We start from the raw sequence: 15,476 nt of genomic DNA, 5'->3' as shown, positions 1-15,476 counted from the left end.
GGCGCCCGCAAGATCAGCCGTCAACGACCTTCCGGGCAGGCCGCGGTGGACGTGCCGCCGCGACCGGCCCGCTCTCACACCGGCACCCCGCCTGGCGGGCGGGTGTGCCGGTGTCCAGTGAGGAGGCCAGAGATGTTCCCACCGTCCGGTCGTCACCGGTGTCGCGCGGCATCGCCCCGCCGCAGGGGTTCGCTGGTGTTACTGGCCGTCGTGGCCGCCCTGATCGGGGCCGCCTCCCCGGCGCAGGCCGCCGCACCCCGCCTGGATCCGAACGACACCCACGGCGCGTGGATCGGCTACAGCGCGGGCCGCGAGGCCTCCGGTGAGCGGACCTCCGGGCGGGTTCCGGCCGGTGCGCTGGCGGGCATGGACGTCAGCGGTCACCAGGGGCAGGTCGACTGGCCCCGGGCCTACGCCGACGGGGCGCGGTTCGCCTACGTCAAGGCCACCGAGGGCAGCGGGTTCCGCAGCTCGTCCTACGCCCAGCAGTTCCACGGTGCGGCGGCGGTGGGAATGGTGCGCGGCGCCTACCACTTCGCGCTGCCCGACCGCGCGCCCGGCGCGGTGCAGGCGAACTTCTTCGTCGACAACGGCGGTGCGTGGACGCCGGGCTCGGGCACGCTTCCCGGGGTTCTGGACATCGAGCACAACCCCTACGGCGAGACCTGCTACGGGATGGACCCGGTGAGCATGTCGCGCTGGATCGCCGATTTCTCGGGCACCTACCAGGCGCGCACGGGCAGGGCTCCGGTCATCTACACGACGGCGTCGTGGTGGAACCAGTGCACGGGCGCCAACCCGGACTTCGCGGCGCACAACCCGCTGTGGATCGCCCGGTACGCCCCGGAGATCGGCCCGCTGCCGGCGGGCTGGAACTTCCACTCGTTCTGGCAGCACTCCGACGCAGGGCCGCTGCCGGGCGGCCAGGACGCCTTCAACGGTGACGTCGGCCAGCTGGCCGCCTTCGCCGGCTGATCACGCGCAGACCACGCACACAAGGTGGGCCGCCCCTTCTCCCGGGACGGCCCACCTTGTGCGTTCAGCGGTGCGTTCTACTGCCCGATCAGCTCCGGCGGGATGGGCTGGTCGTTGTTGATGGCGTCGAACATCTGGCCGGCCTTCTCCTTGTCCCAGACGATGACCGATCCGCCGTCGGAGTCCTCCCCGAAGCGCCCGAAGGGCACTTGGGTGGTCACGCCCTGACCGCCGCTGACATCACCCATGGCCAGGGCCAGCGACATCAGGTGCCAGATGTGGTCGTTGTCGTTGACCAGGAAGGTCTTGCTCGCCCCGGAGGCCAGCGGGAACAACCGGAACGGGTTGATCAGCGTGGCGGGGCTGGTGCCCTTGTCGACCAGGGCACCCAGCAGCTTGCGCTGGTTCTCGGCGCGTTCGAGGTCGCCCCCGTCCAGGGAGTAGCGGGCCCGGACGAACCCGAGGGCCTGAGCACCGTCGAGCTCCTGGCAGCCCTGGGGCAGGTGGACGTTGGCCATGGGGTCGTCCATGGGCTTGTCCAGGCAGATGTCGACTCCGCCGACGGCGTCGACCAGGTCGGCGAACCCGCCGAATCCGATCTCGGCGTAGTGGTCGATGTGCACGCCGGTGTTCTGCTCGACGGTCTGGGCCAGCAGCTGCGGCCCGCCGAAGGAGAACGCCGAGTTGAGCTTGGTCTTGCCGTGCCCGGGGATGGCGACGTAGGAGTCGCGCGGGAGGCTGATCAGCGCTGGCTGCCCACCGCCGCTGGGGATGTGCACCAGCATCATCGAGTCGGTGCGGCGCCCACCGGCGTCACCGGCGGAGAGCTCCTCGCGCCGGGCGTCGTCGAGGCCTTCACGGGAGTCCGAGCCCACCAGCAGCCAGTTGCTGCCCGCCGAGTTGCCCGCCTGGCCTTCGAAGTCCAGGGCGGCGGTGCGCTGCAGCATGCTGTCGAAGTAGAACACCAGCGCACCCAGCAGCACCGCGACGATCAGCAGCGCGATGCCGATGCGCTTGCCCCAGCGGGGCTTGCCGCGCCGCCGCGGCGGCGGGGGTGGTGGCCGGTCGCCGCGCGGGCGCCCGGGTGGGGGTGGCGGCGCGGGGCGCCGTCCCTGAGGGGCCTGCGCGCCGCGATAGTAGTCGTACCTGTCGCCGCCGCCCTGCGGCCTTCGCCTCGGCGGTCCGCCCGCCGACCAGTCGCTCATGCTCACACCTGCGTCGGTTGTTGGCGACGCGTCCCGCACGCGCCGCTGTGTGGCGTGCAGCATTGCAGAAGCACGTCGCGCAGGTGGCCGCCGCTATCGAACAGTGACCCGCAGATCGGGGTTTGTGCTGGTGGTGGGCCCGAGGAAGATCTCACACCCACCACCAGCGCGTCCCTCTAGCCTGCCACGGCCGAGCGCACCGCGGTGGCCCACAGCTCGATCGCGGCGTCGACCTGCTCGGCGGTGACGATCAGCGGCGGGATCATGCGCACCACGTTGCCGTGCGGGCCGCAGGTCAGCAGCAGCAGCCCGGCCTCGGCCGCGGCGGCGTGCGCGCGGGAGGCGGTGGCGGTGTCCGGGGTGCCTTCGGGGGTGGTGAACTCGTTGCCCAGCATCAGCCCGAGCCCGCGCACGTCGCCGATCACCGGGTGGTCGGCGGCGACCTTGCGCAGCCCCTCGACCAGCCGCGCGCCCTGTTCGGCGGCGTTGGCCACCAGCCCTTCCTGCTCCACCACGTCCAGGGTGGCCAGTGCCGCGGCGGCGGCCACGGCGTTGCCGCCGTAGGTGCCGCCCTGCGATCCGGGCCAGGCCTTGCTCATCAGCTCCTCACCGGCGGCGATCGCCGAGATCGGGAAGCCGCTGGCCAGGCCCTTGGCGGTGATGAGGATGTCGGGGCGCACGCCGGCGTGGTCGTGGCCCCAGAAGCGGCCGGTGCGCCCGACACCGGTCTGCACCTCGTCGACGATGAGCAGGATGCCGTGGGCGTCGGCGCGCCGGCGCAGGCCGGCCAGGAAATCCGGGGGCGCGGGGATGTAGCCGCCTTCGCCGAGCACGGGCTCGACGATGATCGCGGCGGTGTCGCGCGGGGAGCTCTGGGTGACCAGCAGCTGGTCGAACTCGGCCAGGGCGCGGCGCACGGCCTCCTCGGTGCTGCACTGCTGGCGGTAGGGCTCGGGGAAGGGCGTGAACACCACGCCGGGCATCATCGGCCCGATCCCGGCGCGCACCTTCACCCCGGAGGAGGTCAGGGCGGCCGCGCCCATGGTGCGGCCGTGGAAACCACCCTGGAAGGCGATGATGTTGGCCCTCCCGGTGGCGTGTCGCGCCAACCGGACGGACGCTTCAACCGCTTCACTACCGGAGTTGACGTAGAAGAGGCGGTCCAGGCCCTCGGGCAGCACTTGGCCGAGGCGCTCGGTCAGGTCGAGCAGCGGCTTGTGCATCACCGTCGTGTACTGGCCGTGGATGAGGGTGCCGACTTGGCGCTGGGCGGCCTCGACCACGCGCGGGTGGCAGTGTCCGGTGCTGGTGACACCGATGCCGGCGGTGAAGTCCAGGTAGCGGCGGTCGGACTCGTCGTAGAGGTAGACCCCTTCGCCGCGTGCGGCCAGCACCGGGGTCGCCTGCTTGAGCGCCGGGGAGAGCTCCGTCATGATCGACTCCAAGCATGCAGAATGTAGGATTGTTGACAATCTAGGCAGTCATGCAACCATCAGCAACACTCGGTGTCCACCACCGAAGCGCACTAGGTTGGCAAACAAGCACATCCGTCGACACCCAGGAGGGTTCGCGCAGCGATGACCACCACCCCAACGCATCCCCGCGAGGCGACCGTCGTCGAGGCCGCCCCCAAGCAGCTGCTCATCGCCGGCAAGTGGCGCGACGCCACCGGTGAACGCACCTTCGCCGTCGAAGACCCCGCCACGGGCGCCACCCTCTGCCACGTCGCCGACGCCTCCCCCGACGACGCGCTCGCCGCGCTCGGCGCCGCCCACGACGCCCAAGCCGACTGGGCCACCCACCCACCCCGCGAACGCGGCGAGATCCTGCGCCGCGCCTACGAGATCATCATCGAGCGGCGAGAAGACCTCGCCCTGCTCATGACCCTCGAAATGGGCAAGCCCCTGCCCGAGGCCCGCGGCGAGATCACCTACGCCGCGGAGTTCTTCCGCTGGTTCGCCGAAGAGGCCGTGCGCATCGGCGGCGACTACGCCGTGGCCCCCAACGGCTCCGGCCGCTTCCTGGTCACCCGCCAGCCCGTCGGCCCCGCCCTGCTGATCACCCCGTGGAACTTCCCCATGGCCATGGGCACCCGCAAGATCGGCCCCGCCATCGCCGCCGGCTGCACCTCGGTGATCAAACCCGCTCAGCAGACACCCCTGTCGATGCTGGCGCTGGCCGAGATCCTGCGGGAAGCAGGACTGCCCGACGGCGTGCTCAACGTCGTCACCTCCTCCAACGCCGGCGGGGTCATGGAACCGATGATCCGCGACCCGCGCGCCCGCAAGCTGTCGTTCACCGGCTCCACCGCCATCGGCCGCAAGCTCATCGAGCAGTCCGCCGAGCAGGTCCTCAAGGTCTCCCTCGAACTCGGCGGCAACGCACCGTTCCTGGTCTTCGACGACGCCGACCTCGACGCCGCCGTCGACGGCGCCATGCAGGCCAAGATGCGCAACATCGGCGAAGCCTGCACCGCGGCCAACCGCTTCTACGTCCACGCCGACATCGCCCAGGCCTTCTCCGACAAGCTCGCCGAACGGATGTCCGCGCTGACCATCGGCCGCGGCGTCTCCGAGGACATCCAGGTCGGCCCGCTCATCGACGACAAGCAGCTGAGCAAGGTCACCGACCTGGTCTCCGACGCCGTCGCCCAAGGAGCCCAGGTCGTCACCGGCGGCGACCGGCACGGCGGCGACGGCTACTTCTACACCCCCACCGTGCTCACCGGCGTGCCCGAAGGCGCGCGCATGGCCAGCGAGGAGATCTTCGGACCGGTCGCGCCGATCACCACCTTCACCGACGAGCGCGACGCCATCGCCAAGGCCAACAACACCGAGTACGGCCTCGTCAGCTACCTGTTCACCCAGAACCTGCAGCGCGGCCTGCGCGTGACCGAAGCGCTCGACACCGGCATGGTCGGCCTCAACCAGGGCATCGTGTCCAACCCGGCCGCCCCCTTCGGCGGGGTCAAGGCCTCCGGGCTGGGCCGCGAAGGCGGCAAGGTCGGCATCGACGAGTTCCTGGAGACCAAGTACGTCTCCATCGGCGGCCTCTGACCCACCACGCACGCATGACCGAGGGGCCCGGTTTCCGCGGAAACCGGGCCCCTCGGCGTGAGATCCCTACTCGGCCATCGAACCGTTGAGGCGCTCCAACGCGTCGTTCATGTGCGCCTCCAGGCGCGACAGCAGCAACGCCTCGTCACCGGACTCGATCGCATCGACCAGGCCCTTGTGCTCATCGACCAGCGCCTGCACGTCGGCGTGGTACTTGTCCTGCAACGCCGTCAGGCACATCCGCTTCTCCACCAGCAGCGTCTGCGCCATCCGCTGCAACCGAGCACTGCCCGACACCCGCACCAGCGTCTCGTGGAACTCCTGATCGGCATCGGCCAGCTCGATGGCATCACCCTTGCCCGCCGCGGCCACCATCCGCGACTGCGCCGCGGTCAGCTCCGCCACGGCCTCCACCCGGTGATGCCGCACGATCTGCTCGCACGCCGCCCGCTCCACCGCCAACCGCGCCACGTAGATGTCGGCGACGTCCTCAGTGTGCAGATCCATCACGAACAACCCGCGATGCGGCTCGCTGCGCAATAAGCCCTCGGCCACCAACCGCTGCATCGCCTCCCGCAGCGGCCCCCGGCTCACCCCCAGCCGCGCCGCCAACTCCGCTTCCCCCAGCTGCGACCCCGGAGGCAGCGACCCGTACATGATCGCCGCGCGCAACTGGTCGGCCACGATCGCCGCCGTCGACTTGCGCTGCACCGGCTCCAGCTCACCGGGCTGCTGGTACTGCTCCTCGGTCCCGAGCACTGCGCTCACCATTTCCCTGTTCGCCGATGACCGCCGGGGTCACCGGCCTGTTCCGGTCCGGAACAGCGTTCCCAATCCCTCACGCGACCTGCCCGCACCGGCCAGTCGCAACGCCTCCCACGCGCTGACCTGGTTGGCGGTCAGCACCGGCTTGCCCAACTGCTGCTCGATGTCCTCCAGCCACGCCGCGGTGTGCAGCGCGGTGTCGGGCATCAGCAGCGCCTCGGCCTGGTCGTCGTCGTTGGCCGCGGCGAACGACAGCACCTCCTCGCGGCCCAGCGTGCCGACCTCGGCTGCGGTGACGATGCCCCTGCTGGACAGCCGCACCACCTCCAGGTCACCGGCGCGCAGGAACTCCACGAAGTGCTCGGCCACATCGGCCGGGTACGTCGCGGCCACCGCGACCCGCCGCAACCCCAGCAGGGCCGCGGCGTGCACGAACGCGAACGACGTGCTCGACGTCGGCTTGCCCGTCACGGCCTGCAGCTTCTCCACCTGATCGCGCGCCCCGGACCAGCCGAAGACGAAACTGCCCGAGGTGCACGCCCAGACCACCGAATCCACCTCGCCCAGCGCACGCGCGCCGTCGGCGAGCACCTGCTCGGAACCCACGTCCAGCAGGGCATCGACCCGGTGGGCGTCCTCGCGCATCAGCGTGTGCACCAGGGGCAGCCGGACATCGTCTCCGAGCAGGCCCTCCAGGGTCGGGTAGTCGTCTTCGGCGCTGTAGCCGGGATACAGAATTCCTGCGGTGTGCGGCACCGGGGAGCTCCATCCTGTGCTCGACGTCCAACGGCCAACAACCCTGGGGTACCCCGCCCGGCCACACCGCAACGGGGGTGTCGATTGTTGACAATATTACCGCAGGGTCAACGGCCGCCGGAACGTTCGTAATGTCATCTTTACCGCCCCGCTCATGCGGCCGGAGCGTCCACCGCCTGCATCAATCGCTGCTCGGCCCCCACCGCCGAGAGCCCCATCTCCCGCAGCGCCGCCCAGATCGTGACCTGGTTGGCCGTGAGAACGGGCTTGCCCAACTCCTGCTCCAACGGCCCGATCAGGTCGTAGGTGGGCAGGTTCGTGCACGAGATGAACATCGCCTCGGCCTCCGGGCGATCCGCCGCGCGCACGATCTCCACCACCTCGCGGTACCCGGTCTTCCAGATCTGGCCGTCCAAACCCAGCCCGACGCTGGAGACCACCTCCACCCCGTGCTCGCCCAAGAACGAGCACAACCGGTCGGTGATGGAGACCACGTAGGGCGTCGCGATCGACACGCTGCCCACACCCAGCACCTCCAGAGCCTGCACCAGCGCACCCGAGGTGGTCACCGCGGCCGGCGCACCGGCATCGCGCATCACCTCCACCAGCCGCCGCTGCCCGCCGGCGCCGTCGACGAAACTCCCGGAGGTGCAGGCGTAGGCCACCACCTCCGGCTCGGGCACCAGCAGGTCACGGGTGGCCGCGTGCACCGCGGCCTCGTCGGAGACCAGGCTGGCCTGCTCGACGCTGACCGGCACCGGGACGAACGCGGTGCGCGTGAGGTACAGCGACACCTCCTGCGGCGACCAGCGCCACAACTCGCGGTCCAGCGCCAGGTCGAACGGGGCGATCACCCCGACCCCCCGCTGCTGCACCGGGCCCGACACCCCGCCGAGGAAGTCATCAAGTGGCATGCCGGCCCCCGATCGTTCCCTCGAAGCGCTCGTAGCGCAGGGTTTCGCCGACGCTGCCCGAACGCCACACGTCGTTGCAGGCCTCGGCCATCTCCGCCAGCCCCTCCACGATCGTGGCGTAGACGTTGCCGGGCACCCAGCCCACGTCACCGTTGAGCAGCAGGTTGTTGCGCCCGTAGAAGATCGCCAGGTCGATCACGCCCGGCAAATCCTCGATCCCCTTCTCCTGCTTGAACTCCCGGTCCAGCATGCCGCCGGGGAAGGAGAAGTAGACGACGTCGCCCGGGATCGGGGTCACCGTCGGGTTCTCCTGACCCGGCTCATCGGCGGCGAAGCGCGGCACCATCGTGTAGATCTCGTTGCGGGCGTACTTGGCGTGGTGCACCGGCCCGACCTGCGGCAGCGCGTTCCACACCGCCTCGCAGGTTCGGGGCGCGTCGGCGTCGAGCAACTCCGCCACGCAGGACACACCGCGCTTCTCCAGCGTGATCGACAGGTACCTGGGCATCGTGATCCATTCGTTCGCTGTGGCCATCTCGCACTCTCCCCGGGCCGGACCAACCGATGCCAGTGGATTGTTGACAATCCTACGAACCGTTCCTAGCGTGTCAATGCCTCCACCGACGCGCGTTTTCACCGCCCAGTGCTGGGGAAACACACTCGTCATCGGCGTGGGAGACGATCACCCGACACCCCTGCGGCCCTAAGGTCATCGCCATGGTCAACACCCGCCCCACCGTCGTCGTCCTCCACGACGGAGACGCACCCGACGAGATGGCCCGCATCGCCGAGCACGCCGAACTGCGCTACGCCACCGGCGAGGAACTCCCCGACGCCCTGCCCGGCACCGACGCCCTGTTCGTGTGGGCCTTCCGCTCCCAAGCCATCGCCGACGCCTGGCCCCAGGCCGACAAGCTCCAATGGATCCACGCCGCCAGCGCCGGAGTCGACCGCCTGCTGTTCCCGCAGCTGCGCGACTCCCCCGTGCAGCTGACCAACTCCCGCGGCGTCTTCGACCAGCCTATCGCCGAATACGTCCTGGGAACCGTGCTCACCTTCGCCAAGGACATGCACACCACCCTGCGCCTGCAAGACGCCAAGCAGTGGAAGCACCGCGTCACCGAACGCATCGAAGGAAAGACCGCCCTCGTCGTCGGCACCGGACCCATCGGCCGCGCCATCGCCCGCCAACTCACCAACGCAGGACTGCGCGTGGCCGGAGCCGGACGCACCGCCCGCACCGGCGACCCCGACTTCGGCGACATCCACACCTCCGACGACCTCGCCCGCGTCGCAGGTGACTACGACTACCTCGTCGTCGCCGCACCCCTGACACCCCAGACCCACGGGCTCATCAACGCCGAAGTCCTCACCGCCATGCGCCCCAGCGCCCGCTTCATCAACGTCGGCCGCGGCGAACTCGTCGACCAACCCGCCCTCGTCACCGCCCTCCAGCAGCAGCACATCGCCGGCGCCGCCCTCGACGTCTTCGACACCGAACCCCTCCCGCAGGACTCACCCCTGTGGGAGATGCCCCACGTCCTGGTCTCCCCGCACATGTCCGGCGACACCCTCGGCTGGACTGACGAACTCGTCGACCTGTTCCTGACCAACCTGAGCGCCTTCACCCACGGCACCGACCTGCGCAACGTCGTCGACAAGCAACGCGGCTACGTCACCGCCTGAGGCCGCCACATCCAGGGAGACGCCATGGCCAACACCCAGCCCGCCGAGCTCTCGGCCACCGAGCTGCTGGCCGCCTACGCCGCCGGAACCCTCTCACCCGTCGAAGCCTGCGAAGCCGCCCTGCAACGCATCAACGACCACGACCCGGCCGTCAACGCCTACTGCCTCGTCGACCCCGAACAAGCACTGCGAGCCGCCCGCGAATCCGAGAACCGCTGGCACCGCGGCCACCCCGCCGGACGACTCGACGGCGTGCCCACCTCCATCAAGGACATCTTCCTCACCCGCGACTGGCCCACCCTGCGCGGCTCCCACACCGTCGACCCCGACCAGCCCTGGACCGAAGACGCCCCCGCCGTCACCCTGCTGCGCCGCGAGAACCCCGTCCTCCTCGGCAAGACCACCACCCCCGAACTCGCCTGGAAAGGCGTCACCGACAGCCCCCGCCACGGCATCACCCGCAACCCCTGGAACACCTCCCGCACCGCAGGCGGCTCCTCCGGCGGCGCCGCAGCAGCCGTGGCCACCGGCATGGGCCCCCTCGCACTGGGCACCGACGGCGGCGGATCCGTGCGCATCCCCGCCTCCTTCTGCGGCATCGCCACCCTCAAACCCACCTACGGCCGCATCCCCCTCTACCCGGCCAGCCCCTTCGGCACCCTCTCCCACGCCGGCCCGATGACCACCACCGTCACCGACACCGCACTCATGCTCGACGTCCTCGCCCAACCCGACGTCCGCGACTGGTCGGTACTGGCCCCACCCACCGACTCCTTCCTCGACCACCTCGGCGGCGGCGTCACCGGCCTGCGCATCGCCGTGAGCACCGACCTCGGCTACGGCACCCCCGTCGACCCCCAGATCGCCCGCGCCCTCACCGACGCCGCCCTCACCTTCCACGACCTCGGCGCCCACGTCGAACACGCCGACCCCGGCATCACCGACCCCATCGAGGACTTCCACGTCCTCTGGTTCGCCGGCGCCGCCAAAGCCACCGAACACCTCACCGACGCCCAGCGCGAACTCCTCGACCCCGGACTGGCCGCCATCTGCCGCCAAGGACTCACCTACAGCGCCCAGGACTACCTCGAAGCCACCAACACCCGCATGAAAATCGGCCAGCGCATGGGCGCCTTCCACCAGAACCACGACCTGCTGCTGACCCCCACCGTCCCCATCCCCGCCTTCACCGCAGGACGCGAATCCCCCACCGACGGCGACCGCTGGACCACCTGGACCCCGTTCACCTACCCGTTCAACATGACCCAGCAACCCGCCGCCAGCATCCCCTGCGGCCACACCGACGACGGCCTGCCCATCGGACTGCAGATCATCGGCCCACGCCACGCCGACGCCACCATCCTGCGCGCCGCCCACGCCTACGAGCAGGCCCGCCCCTGGACCCGCACCACCACACCGAAGCAGCGGGCCACGGACTCCTGAACCCGCCCCCGGAGCCGCAGACCGGGGCGGATCGGGCACGGGCAGCGTGGCAGGACCCGGCCCCGATGAGATGGAGGCACCGCGCGGTGAGCTCCTCGACGAGGCCCGACCAGATGGTTGATGGACAGCAGTTCTCCTGAGATTGACCGAATTGGCCTAATCTCCCTCGCGGTCGTCGTAAGCTGCGGCGGTGAGCACGTGGTGTGCGACGACGAGACGGACGGGTACGACGGGCACCGCCGGAAGCGCGCGCTGCTCTGATGCCTGCGAGCGCCTCCTCAATGGCCGCCGCAGCGAGCTGGCCGGCCGCACCGAAATCGGCGACGACGCTTCCGGACCCAATTGGGACCAGCGCAGGATGAAATCTCAGTTCGCCGAGCATCTTCCCGAAGTGCGCCTTGGTGGAGCTTCCCCGGAGAAACTCCACTTCGACGTCGAAATGCGCCATGGGAGCGCACAAAGAGCGTCGTCGTCGTGACCAGCCAGCATCGCAGGGCAAGATCTGACGGTTCCGGCTCCGTGACATACTTTTTGCGATCACCCAGTAAGAGGCTCCACGGGAGGTTCCATGACTGAGGACTATCGGCTCGAGCGCCACGGCAACCCGCTCGAGAACGACCCGGGCGCGTTCCAACGCCGCCAACGACTGCAGCAACTCGGTTTGACGCGAACGGGAGCCCGAGAGCTGGACGCTTTCGCAGCTGACCTTGCCGCCGACGTGTCGTCGATGACCGGCGGTGGCCTTCCGTACACGATGGTCAACCTGTTCTTCGACGCGGACCAGGAGCCCGTGCAATATTTCGCCGGGCTTCACGACCCCAACGGGGGCATGAAGCGCTACATGAACCTCAACGAAGGATTCTGCGCACACGTCGTCAAGCGGCGGCTGGCGCTGCAGCTCGACGACGTCTGCGACTACCCCAGGTTCGGGGAGAACCCGGCGCTCGACCTCCTGAACGTGCGCACGTATCTCGGTGCGCCGGTCATCGACGATGATGGAACAGTGCTCGCGACGGTGTGCACCGTCGACAACGACGTCCGAAAGTACGGACGGGATGGAATCGCGTTCATCAAGGAGAAGGCCAACGCTGTGCTGGACATCTTGAAACGCCCGTTGACTCCCGTCGTCGACGGCGAACGCCTGTGATGAGCATGCGCGGCACCGTCGTGGTTGCCTGCTAGAGCTCCGCAGACTCCTGGACTTGAGCGGGGAACCGAGCCGACCATGATGATCGCTCGGTTCCCATAGCGTGCTGGAACAGCCTGTAGCGCTGAAAATCTGGCGTGCCCGCCGGTGAGATGAGGTGGTCGAGGTACACCGCGTCCCGCGGGAGAGCACCGACCAGGCCGTAGGCGCTGTGGATGTCTTTGGCCAGGGCCACGAGTTCTTGCCCGCGGACGTAGGACTGCAGTTTCGCGTTGTTGAGCGCTGCGTCGAGCTCAACACCATCCCAGCCCCGGTCGCGCCCAGCGGCGGCGGCGTACACATCGGTTCGCGTTGACATGTACAGCGATTGCATCTTGCCCAGCTTCTGCTGATTGACCTGTAGCTGGTCAAGGGAACGTGCGTCCGGGTGCAGAGGGCGCTGCTTCAGGAATCTCACGGTGCCGTCGAGGACGCGTGACATGATGCCCAGGCCGACTGCCGCCAGATTGAGCCGCCCGTAGAGGGTGCTGCTGGCCTGCGCGACGTGCATGCCCTGGCCTTCGGCGCCGATGAGGTTCAACGCAGGGACTTCGCAGTCTTCGAAGCCGACATCGCCGAACGAGAATCCGTCGATGACGCGGGGCTCGCCGAGCACCACCCCGGGGCGATCGGCCTCCACCAGTAATGCGGTGAGCCCGGCGATGCCCGAGGTCCCGGGTGTACGGGCGATCACCCCGTGCAGATCCGCACCGTTGTGGCTGCCACCCACGAACGTTTTGCAGGCCAGTCCGACCCCGTTGAGGACATAGGTGTCTCCGCGCCGCTCGGCTGTGGCGCGGGTCTGGCCGATGTTGCCGCCCGCCCCGGGTTCGGTGACGGCGATGGTCGGCAAGCAGTCACCTCGGGCGATGGCCGGCAGCCACCGTCCCTGCTGGACGTCGGTGCCGTGGTGCAGGATCTTCGCTACGCCGAGGTAGTAGGCCTGGAACAAGTACCCCATCGGCGGTGAGACCTGGGAAATGGCCTCCAGAACAGCGGTTTTGGCCACCTGTCCTGCACCGATGCCGTCGTAGCGCGTGGGAATGGTGAGTCCGAACCAGCCGTGCTTGCCGAAACTCCGGGCAAGGTCCAGTTCGGGGACCGTGCTGCCTTCCAGATCACTGCTGCGGGCAGTGATCTCGTCGTCGACGAACGTTCGTGCCTGTTCGCGGACCTCTAAGTCGCGGTTGGTCATGAATAGCTGCTCAATGAGATCCGGCATCAGCCCGCCCTGCTCCTCCACCGGTTTTGTGACCAAGGAGCAACCATACTGATGCGGCGGAAGCTCCGACAGATTGAAGGATCAGAAAGCCAGCGTGGCCATGTGATGATCCCGACCGAAGTTCACTTGTTTGGGGCTATGCGGGCTGTGCGGGCGCGATAGACGTCCCTGCGCCGCGGCTTTAGCTGTGGCCGTAGGTCGCGAAGTCACCGCGGCGGAGCCGGTCGAGCGCGGCAGCCGGAAGCCCAGCCACCACACCGGTGCGCGCTCGTGCAGAAGGTACGAGAAGAACACCGCCAGGTCGTGCGGCGGGACCTGCAGATCGCAGGAACGCAGAACGCACCACCAAACGGAGAGCGCAGGTCCGAGTTGCGCGATGAGGGACACCGGGATTCCGCTGGGATCCGTGGTGCGCAGACCCGCGATCTCGGCGATCTCAACGCGCGAGGGGGCGGTTCCCCGGCAGCCAAACCGCGCGAGTCCGGTGGCCAAGGCGTGCAGAGCCTCTTCCGTAGCCACCTCGAAGGAGAGGTGGTTCAAACCGACCCTGCCGGGGTCGAACTCCGCAGCCTCCCAAGCCGGTCTCAGCCCCAGGAGCAGGCCGGTGGGATGAGCCATCAGAACGCCGCCCAACAACAGCAGTGAACCCGCGGGGAGACCCACATGGCGGGCCCCGGTCATCGACATAGGCACATACCCGCTGAATGAACGCCCTGAGCGGCACACATTCAGCCAGTGATCAGGATGTGCGGTCGGGGCACCGAGTCCCTCGCCACCAGCTCAAGAACAGTGGCAAGCCGATCGTGCAACCCCTCTCCTGGACACAACGTGGACTCAGTCCCACGCCGACATCACGTGCTTGATGCGCGTGTAGTCCTCCAGACCGTGGTGGCCGAAATCCCGCGCCGACGCCGAATGTTTGAAACCCGAATGCGGCATCTCGGCCACCAACAGGTCGTGGGTGTTGATCCACACCGTGCCCGCCTGCAACCGCCGCGACATCCGCATCGCCCGACCGTGATCACGCGTCCACACGCTCGCCGTCAACCCGTAGCGCACACCGTTGGCCAACTCCACCGCCTCCTGCTCGCCGGCGAAGGACTGCACCGTCACCAACGGCCCCAGAATCTCGTGCTGCACCAGCTCATCGTCCTGCCCGCACCCGTCGACCACCGTGGCCTCCAGGAAGAAACCCCGCTCACCGCGCCGCCGACCACCCGCCACCACCCGCGCATGCCCCGGCAACCGCTCCAACCGGCCCAGCACCAGCTCCAACTGCCCCTCGCTGTTGAGCGGACCGAACGCCGCGTCCGCGTCCTGCGGAGGCCCCGGCCGCAACCGCCCGGCCCACTCCACCAACCGCCCCACCAGCTCCTCGCGCACCTCGTCGGCCACCAGCACCCGGCTCGCCGCCGTGCAGCTCTGCCCCGCGTTGCCGAACGCCGCCGCCGCGATCCCCTCCGCAGCCCGATCCAGATCCGCATCCGCGAACACCACCGCAGGTGCCTTACCACCCAGCTGCAGATGCGCCCGCTTCAAATCCGCCGCCGCCGACCCCGCGACCTCCATCCCCGACCGCACCGTCCCGGTGATCGAGAACATCCCCGGCACCTCGTGAGCCACCATCGCCCGACCGCTGTCCCGATCACCGCACACCACGTTCACCACACCCGGCGGCACGAACTCACCCACCAGCTCACCCAGCAACACCGCGCTCACCGGCGTGGTCTCCGCGGGCTTGAGCACCACCACGTTGCCCGCTGCCACCGCAGGACCGATCTTCGCCGCCGCCTGCACCAGCGGATGCGTCCACGACGTCACCGCCGCGCACACCCCGATCGGCTCCCGCCGCGTGAACGACGTGTGCCCCTCCCGGTACTCACCACCCGCAGTGGCACCCTCCACCCGGGCCGCACCCGCGTAGAACCGCAGCAGATCCACCGCCATCGGCAGCTCCTCCGCCCGCACCACCTCGAACGGCTTACCGGTGTTGCGGCACTCGGCCAGCACCAGCTCCTCGCTGCGCGCCTCCACCGCATCGGCGATGCCCAGCAACGCCTCCTGCCGACGCCTCGGCGTGGCCTGCGACCAGGACTCGAACGCCCCGGCCGCCACCGGCATCACCGCATCGACATCCGCCCAGCGCGTCAACGGCGCTGTCGCGTACTGCTCACCCGTGCTGGGATCCACCACCGGCAACGTCGCACCATCCAGCGCCGCCACCGACTCGCCACCGACCAGGTTGTGCAGTTCCACGCTCACGCCTCC

General features: G+C 69.2%; 14 protein-coding genes. 5 read left to right on the top strand and 9 right to left on the bottom strand.

Features of this window, described 5'->3' with window-relative positions:
* The first annotated feature begins 195 nt into the window (after positions 1-195).
* A complete protein-coding gene (locus tag KBO27_RS08985; RefSeq protein WP_307870303.1) occupies positions 196-975 on the top strand; it encodes a lysozyme in 780 nt (259 codons plus the stop codon).
* Positions 976-1,052: 77 nt separating this feature from the next.
* Here the strand turns inward: KBO27_RS08985 and KBO27_RS08980 are convergent, their stop codons facing one another.
* Entirely contained in the window at positions 1,053-2,180 is a 1,128-nt protein-coding gene (locus KBO27_RS08980; protein ID WP_210969505.1) for an LCP family protein, read from the bottom strand.
* A 176-nt stretch (positions 2,181-2,356) separates the two neighbouring features.
* Positions 2,357-3,613 (bottom strand): aspartate aminotransferase family protein, encoded by a 1,257-nt coding sequence (locus KBO27_RS08975; RefSeq protein ID WP_210969504.1) that lies wholly within the window; start codon positions 3,611-3,613, stop codon positions 2,357-2,359.
* Positions 3,614-3,757: 144 nt separating this feature from the next.
* On the opposite strand from KBO27_RS08975, the gene KBO27_RS08970 reads away from it, so the two are divergent.
* Positions 3,758-5,236, top strand: coding sequence for an NAD-dependent succinate-semialdehyde dehydrogenase (locus tag KBO27_RS08970; protein WP_210969503.1), 1,479 nt, complete (start codon positions 3,758-3,760; stop codon positions 5,234-5,236).
* Between the two features lie 66 nt (positions 5,237-5,302).
* Here KBO27_RS08970 and KBO27_RS08965 read toward each other — a convergent pair whose 3' ends face one another.
* From KBO27_RS08965 to KBO27_RS08950, 4 genes are all read right to left on the bottom strand, one after another.
* Positions 5,303-5,995 (bottom strand): GntR family transcriptional regulator, encoded by a 693-nt coding sequence (locus tag KBO27_RS08965; RefSeq protein ID WP_372448836.1) that lies wholly within the window; start codon positions 5,993-5,995, stop codon positions 5,303-5,305.
* 39 nt (positions 5,996-6,034) lie between these two features.
* Positions 6,035-6,757 (bottom strand): maleate cis-trans isomerase family protein, encoded by a 723-nt coding sequence (locus tag KBO27_RS08960; RefSeq protein ID WP_210969501.1) that lies wholly within the window; start codon positions 6,755-6,757, stop codon positions 6,035-6,037.
* Positions 6,758-6,909: 152 nt separating this feature from the next.
* Positions 6,910-7,671: a maleate cis-trans isomerase family protein gene (locus tag KBO27_RS08955; protein ID WP_210969500.1), complete on the bottom strand. Its 762-nt coding sequence runs from the start codon at positions 7,669-7,671 to the stop codon at positions 6,910-6,912.
* Positions 7,661-8,179 carry a DUF3830 family protein gene (locus tag KBO27_RS08950; protein ID WP_132679868.1) on the bottom strand — a complete coding sequence of 173 codons (519 nt, stop codon included), beginning with the start codon at positions 8,177-8,179 and terminating at the stop codon, positions 7,661-7,663. Before KBO27_RS08950 ends, KBO27_RS08955 begins: the two co-directional genes overlap by 11 nt.
* Before the next feature lie 209 nt (positions 8,180-8,388).
* Between KBO27_RS08950 and KBO27_RS08945 the strand changes: the two genes are divergently transcribed.
* The 3 genes from KBO27_RS08945 to KBO27_RS08935 all read left to right on the top strand — a co-directional run bounded on the left by KBO27_RS08945 (position 8,389) and on the right by KBO27_RS08935 (position 11,947).
* The gene (locus tag KBO27_RS08945; protein WP_210969499.1) at positions 8,389-9,357 is read left to right on the top strand and encodes a D-2-hydroxyacid dehydrogenase; all 969 of its coding nucleotides are present in this window, start codon (positions 8,389-8,391) and stop codon (positions 9,355-9,357) included.
* A 24-nt stretch (positions 9,358-9,381) separates the two neighbouring features.
* A complete protein-coding gene (locus KBO27_RS08940; RefSeq protein WP_210969498.1) occupies positions 9,382-10,800 on the top strand; it encodes an amidase in 1,419 nt (472 codons plus the stop codon).
* A 568-nt stretch (positions 10,801-11,368) separates the two neighbouring features.
* Positions 11,369-11,947 carry a GAF domain-containing protein gene (locus tag KBO27_RS08935; protein WP_132679840.1) on the top strand — a complete coding sequence of 193 codons (579 nt, stop codon included), beginning with the start codon at positions 11,369-11,371 and terminating at the stop codon, positions 11,945-11,947.
* 31 nt (positions 11,948-11,978) lie between these two features.
* Here KBO27_RS08935 and KBO27_RS08930 read toward each other — a convergent pair whose 3' ends face one another.
* From KBO27_RS08930 to KBO27_RS08920, 3 genes are all read right to left on the bottom strand, one after another.
* Positions 11,979-13,244 carry an acyl-CoA dehydrogenase family protein gene (locus KBO27_RS08930; protein ID WP_210969497.1) on the bottom strand — a complete coding sequence of 422 codons (1,266 nt, stop codon included), beginning with the start codon at positions 13,242-13,244 and terminating at the stop codon, positions 11,979-11,981.
* Between the two features lie 45 nt (positions 13,245-13,289).
* Entirely contained in the window at positions 13,290-13,841 is a 552-nt protein-coding gene (locus tag KBO27_RS08925) for a VOC family protein (protein WP_210969496.1), read from the bottom strand.
* 201 nt (positions 13,842-14,042) lie between these two features.
* Positions 14,043-15,464, bottom strand: a complete 1,422-nt coding sequence (locus tag KBO27_RS08920) for an aldehyde dehydrogenase family protein (RefSeq protein ID WP_372448835.1) — start codon at positions 15,462-15,464, stop codon at positions 14,043-14,045.
* Positions 15,465-15,476 lie beyond the last annotated feature (12 nt).

The sequence above is a fragment of the Saccharopolyspora endophytica genome (assembly GCF_018070075.1).
GTDB lineage: Bacteria > Actinomycetota > Actinomycetes > Mycobacteriales > Pseudonocardiaceae > Saccharopolyspora > Saccharopolyspora endophytica.
The sequence above is the reverse complement of the archived record's forward strand: the minus strand, read 5'-3'. Positions and strand labels throughout refer to the sequence as shown.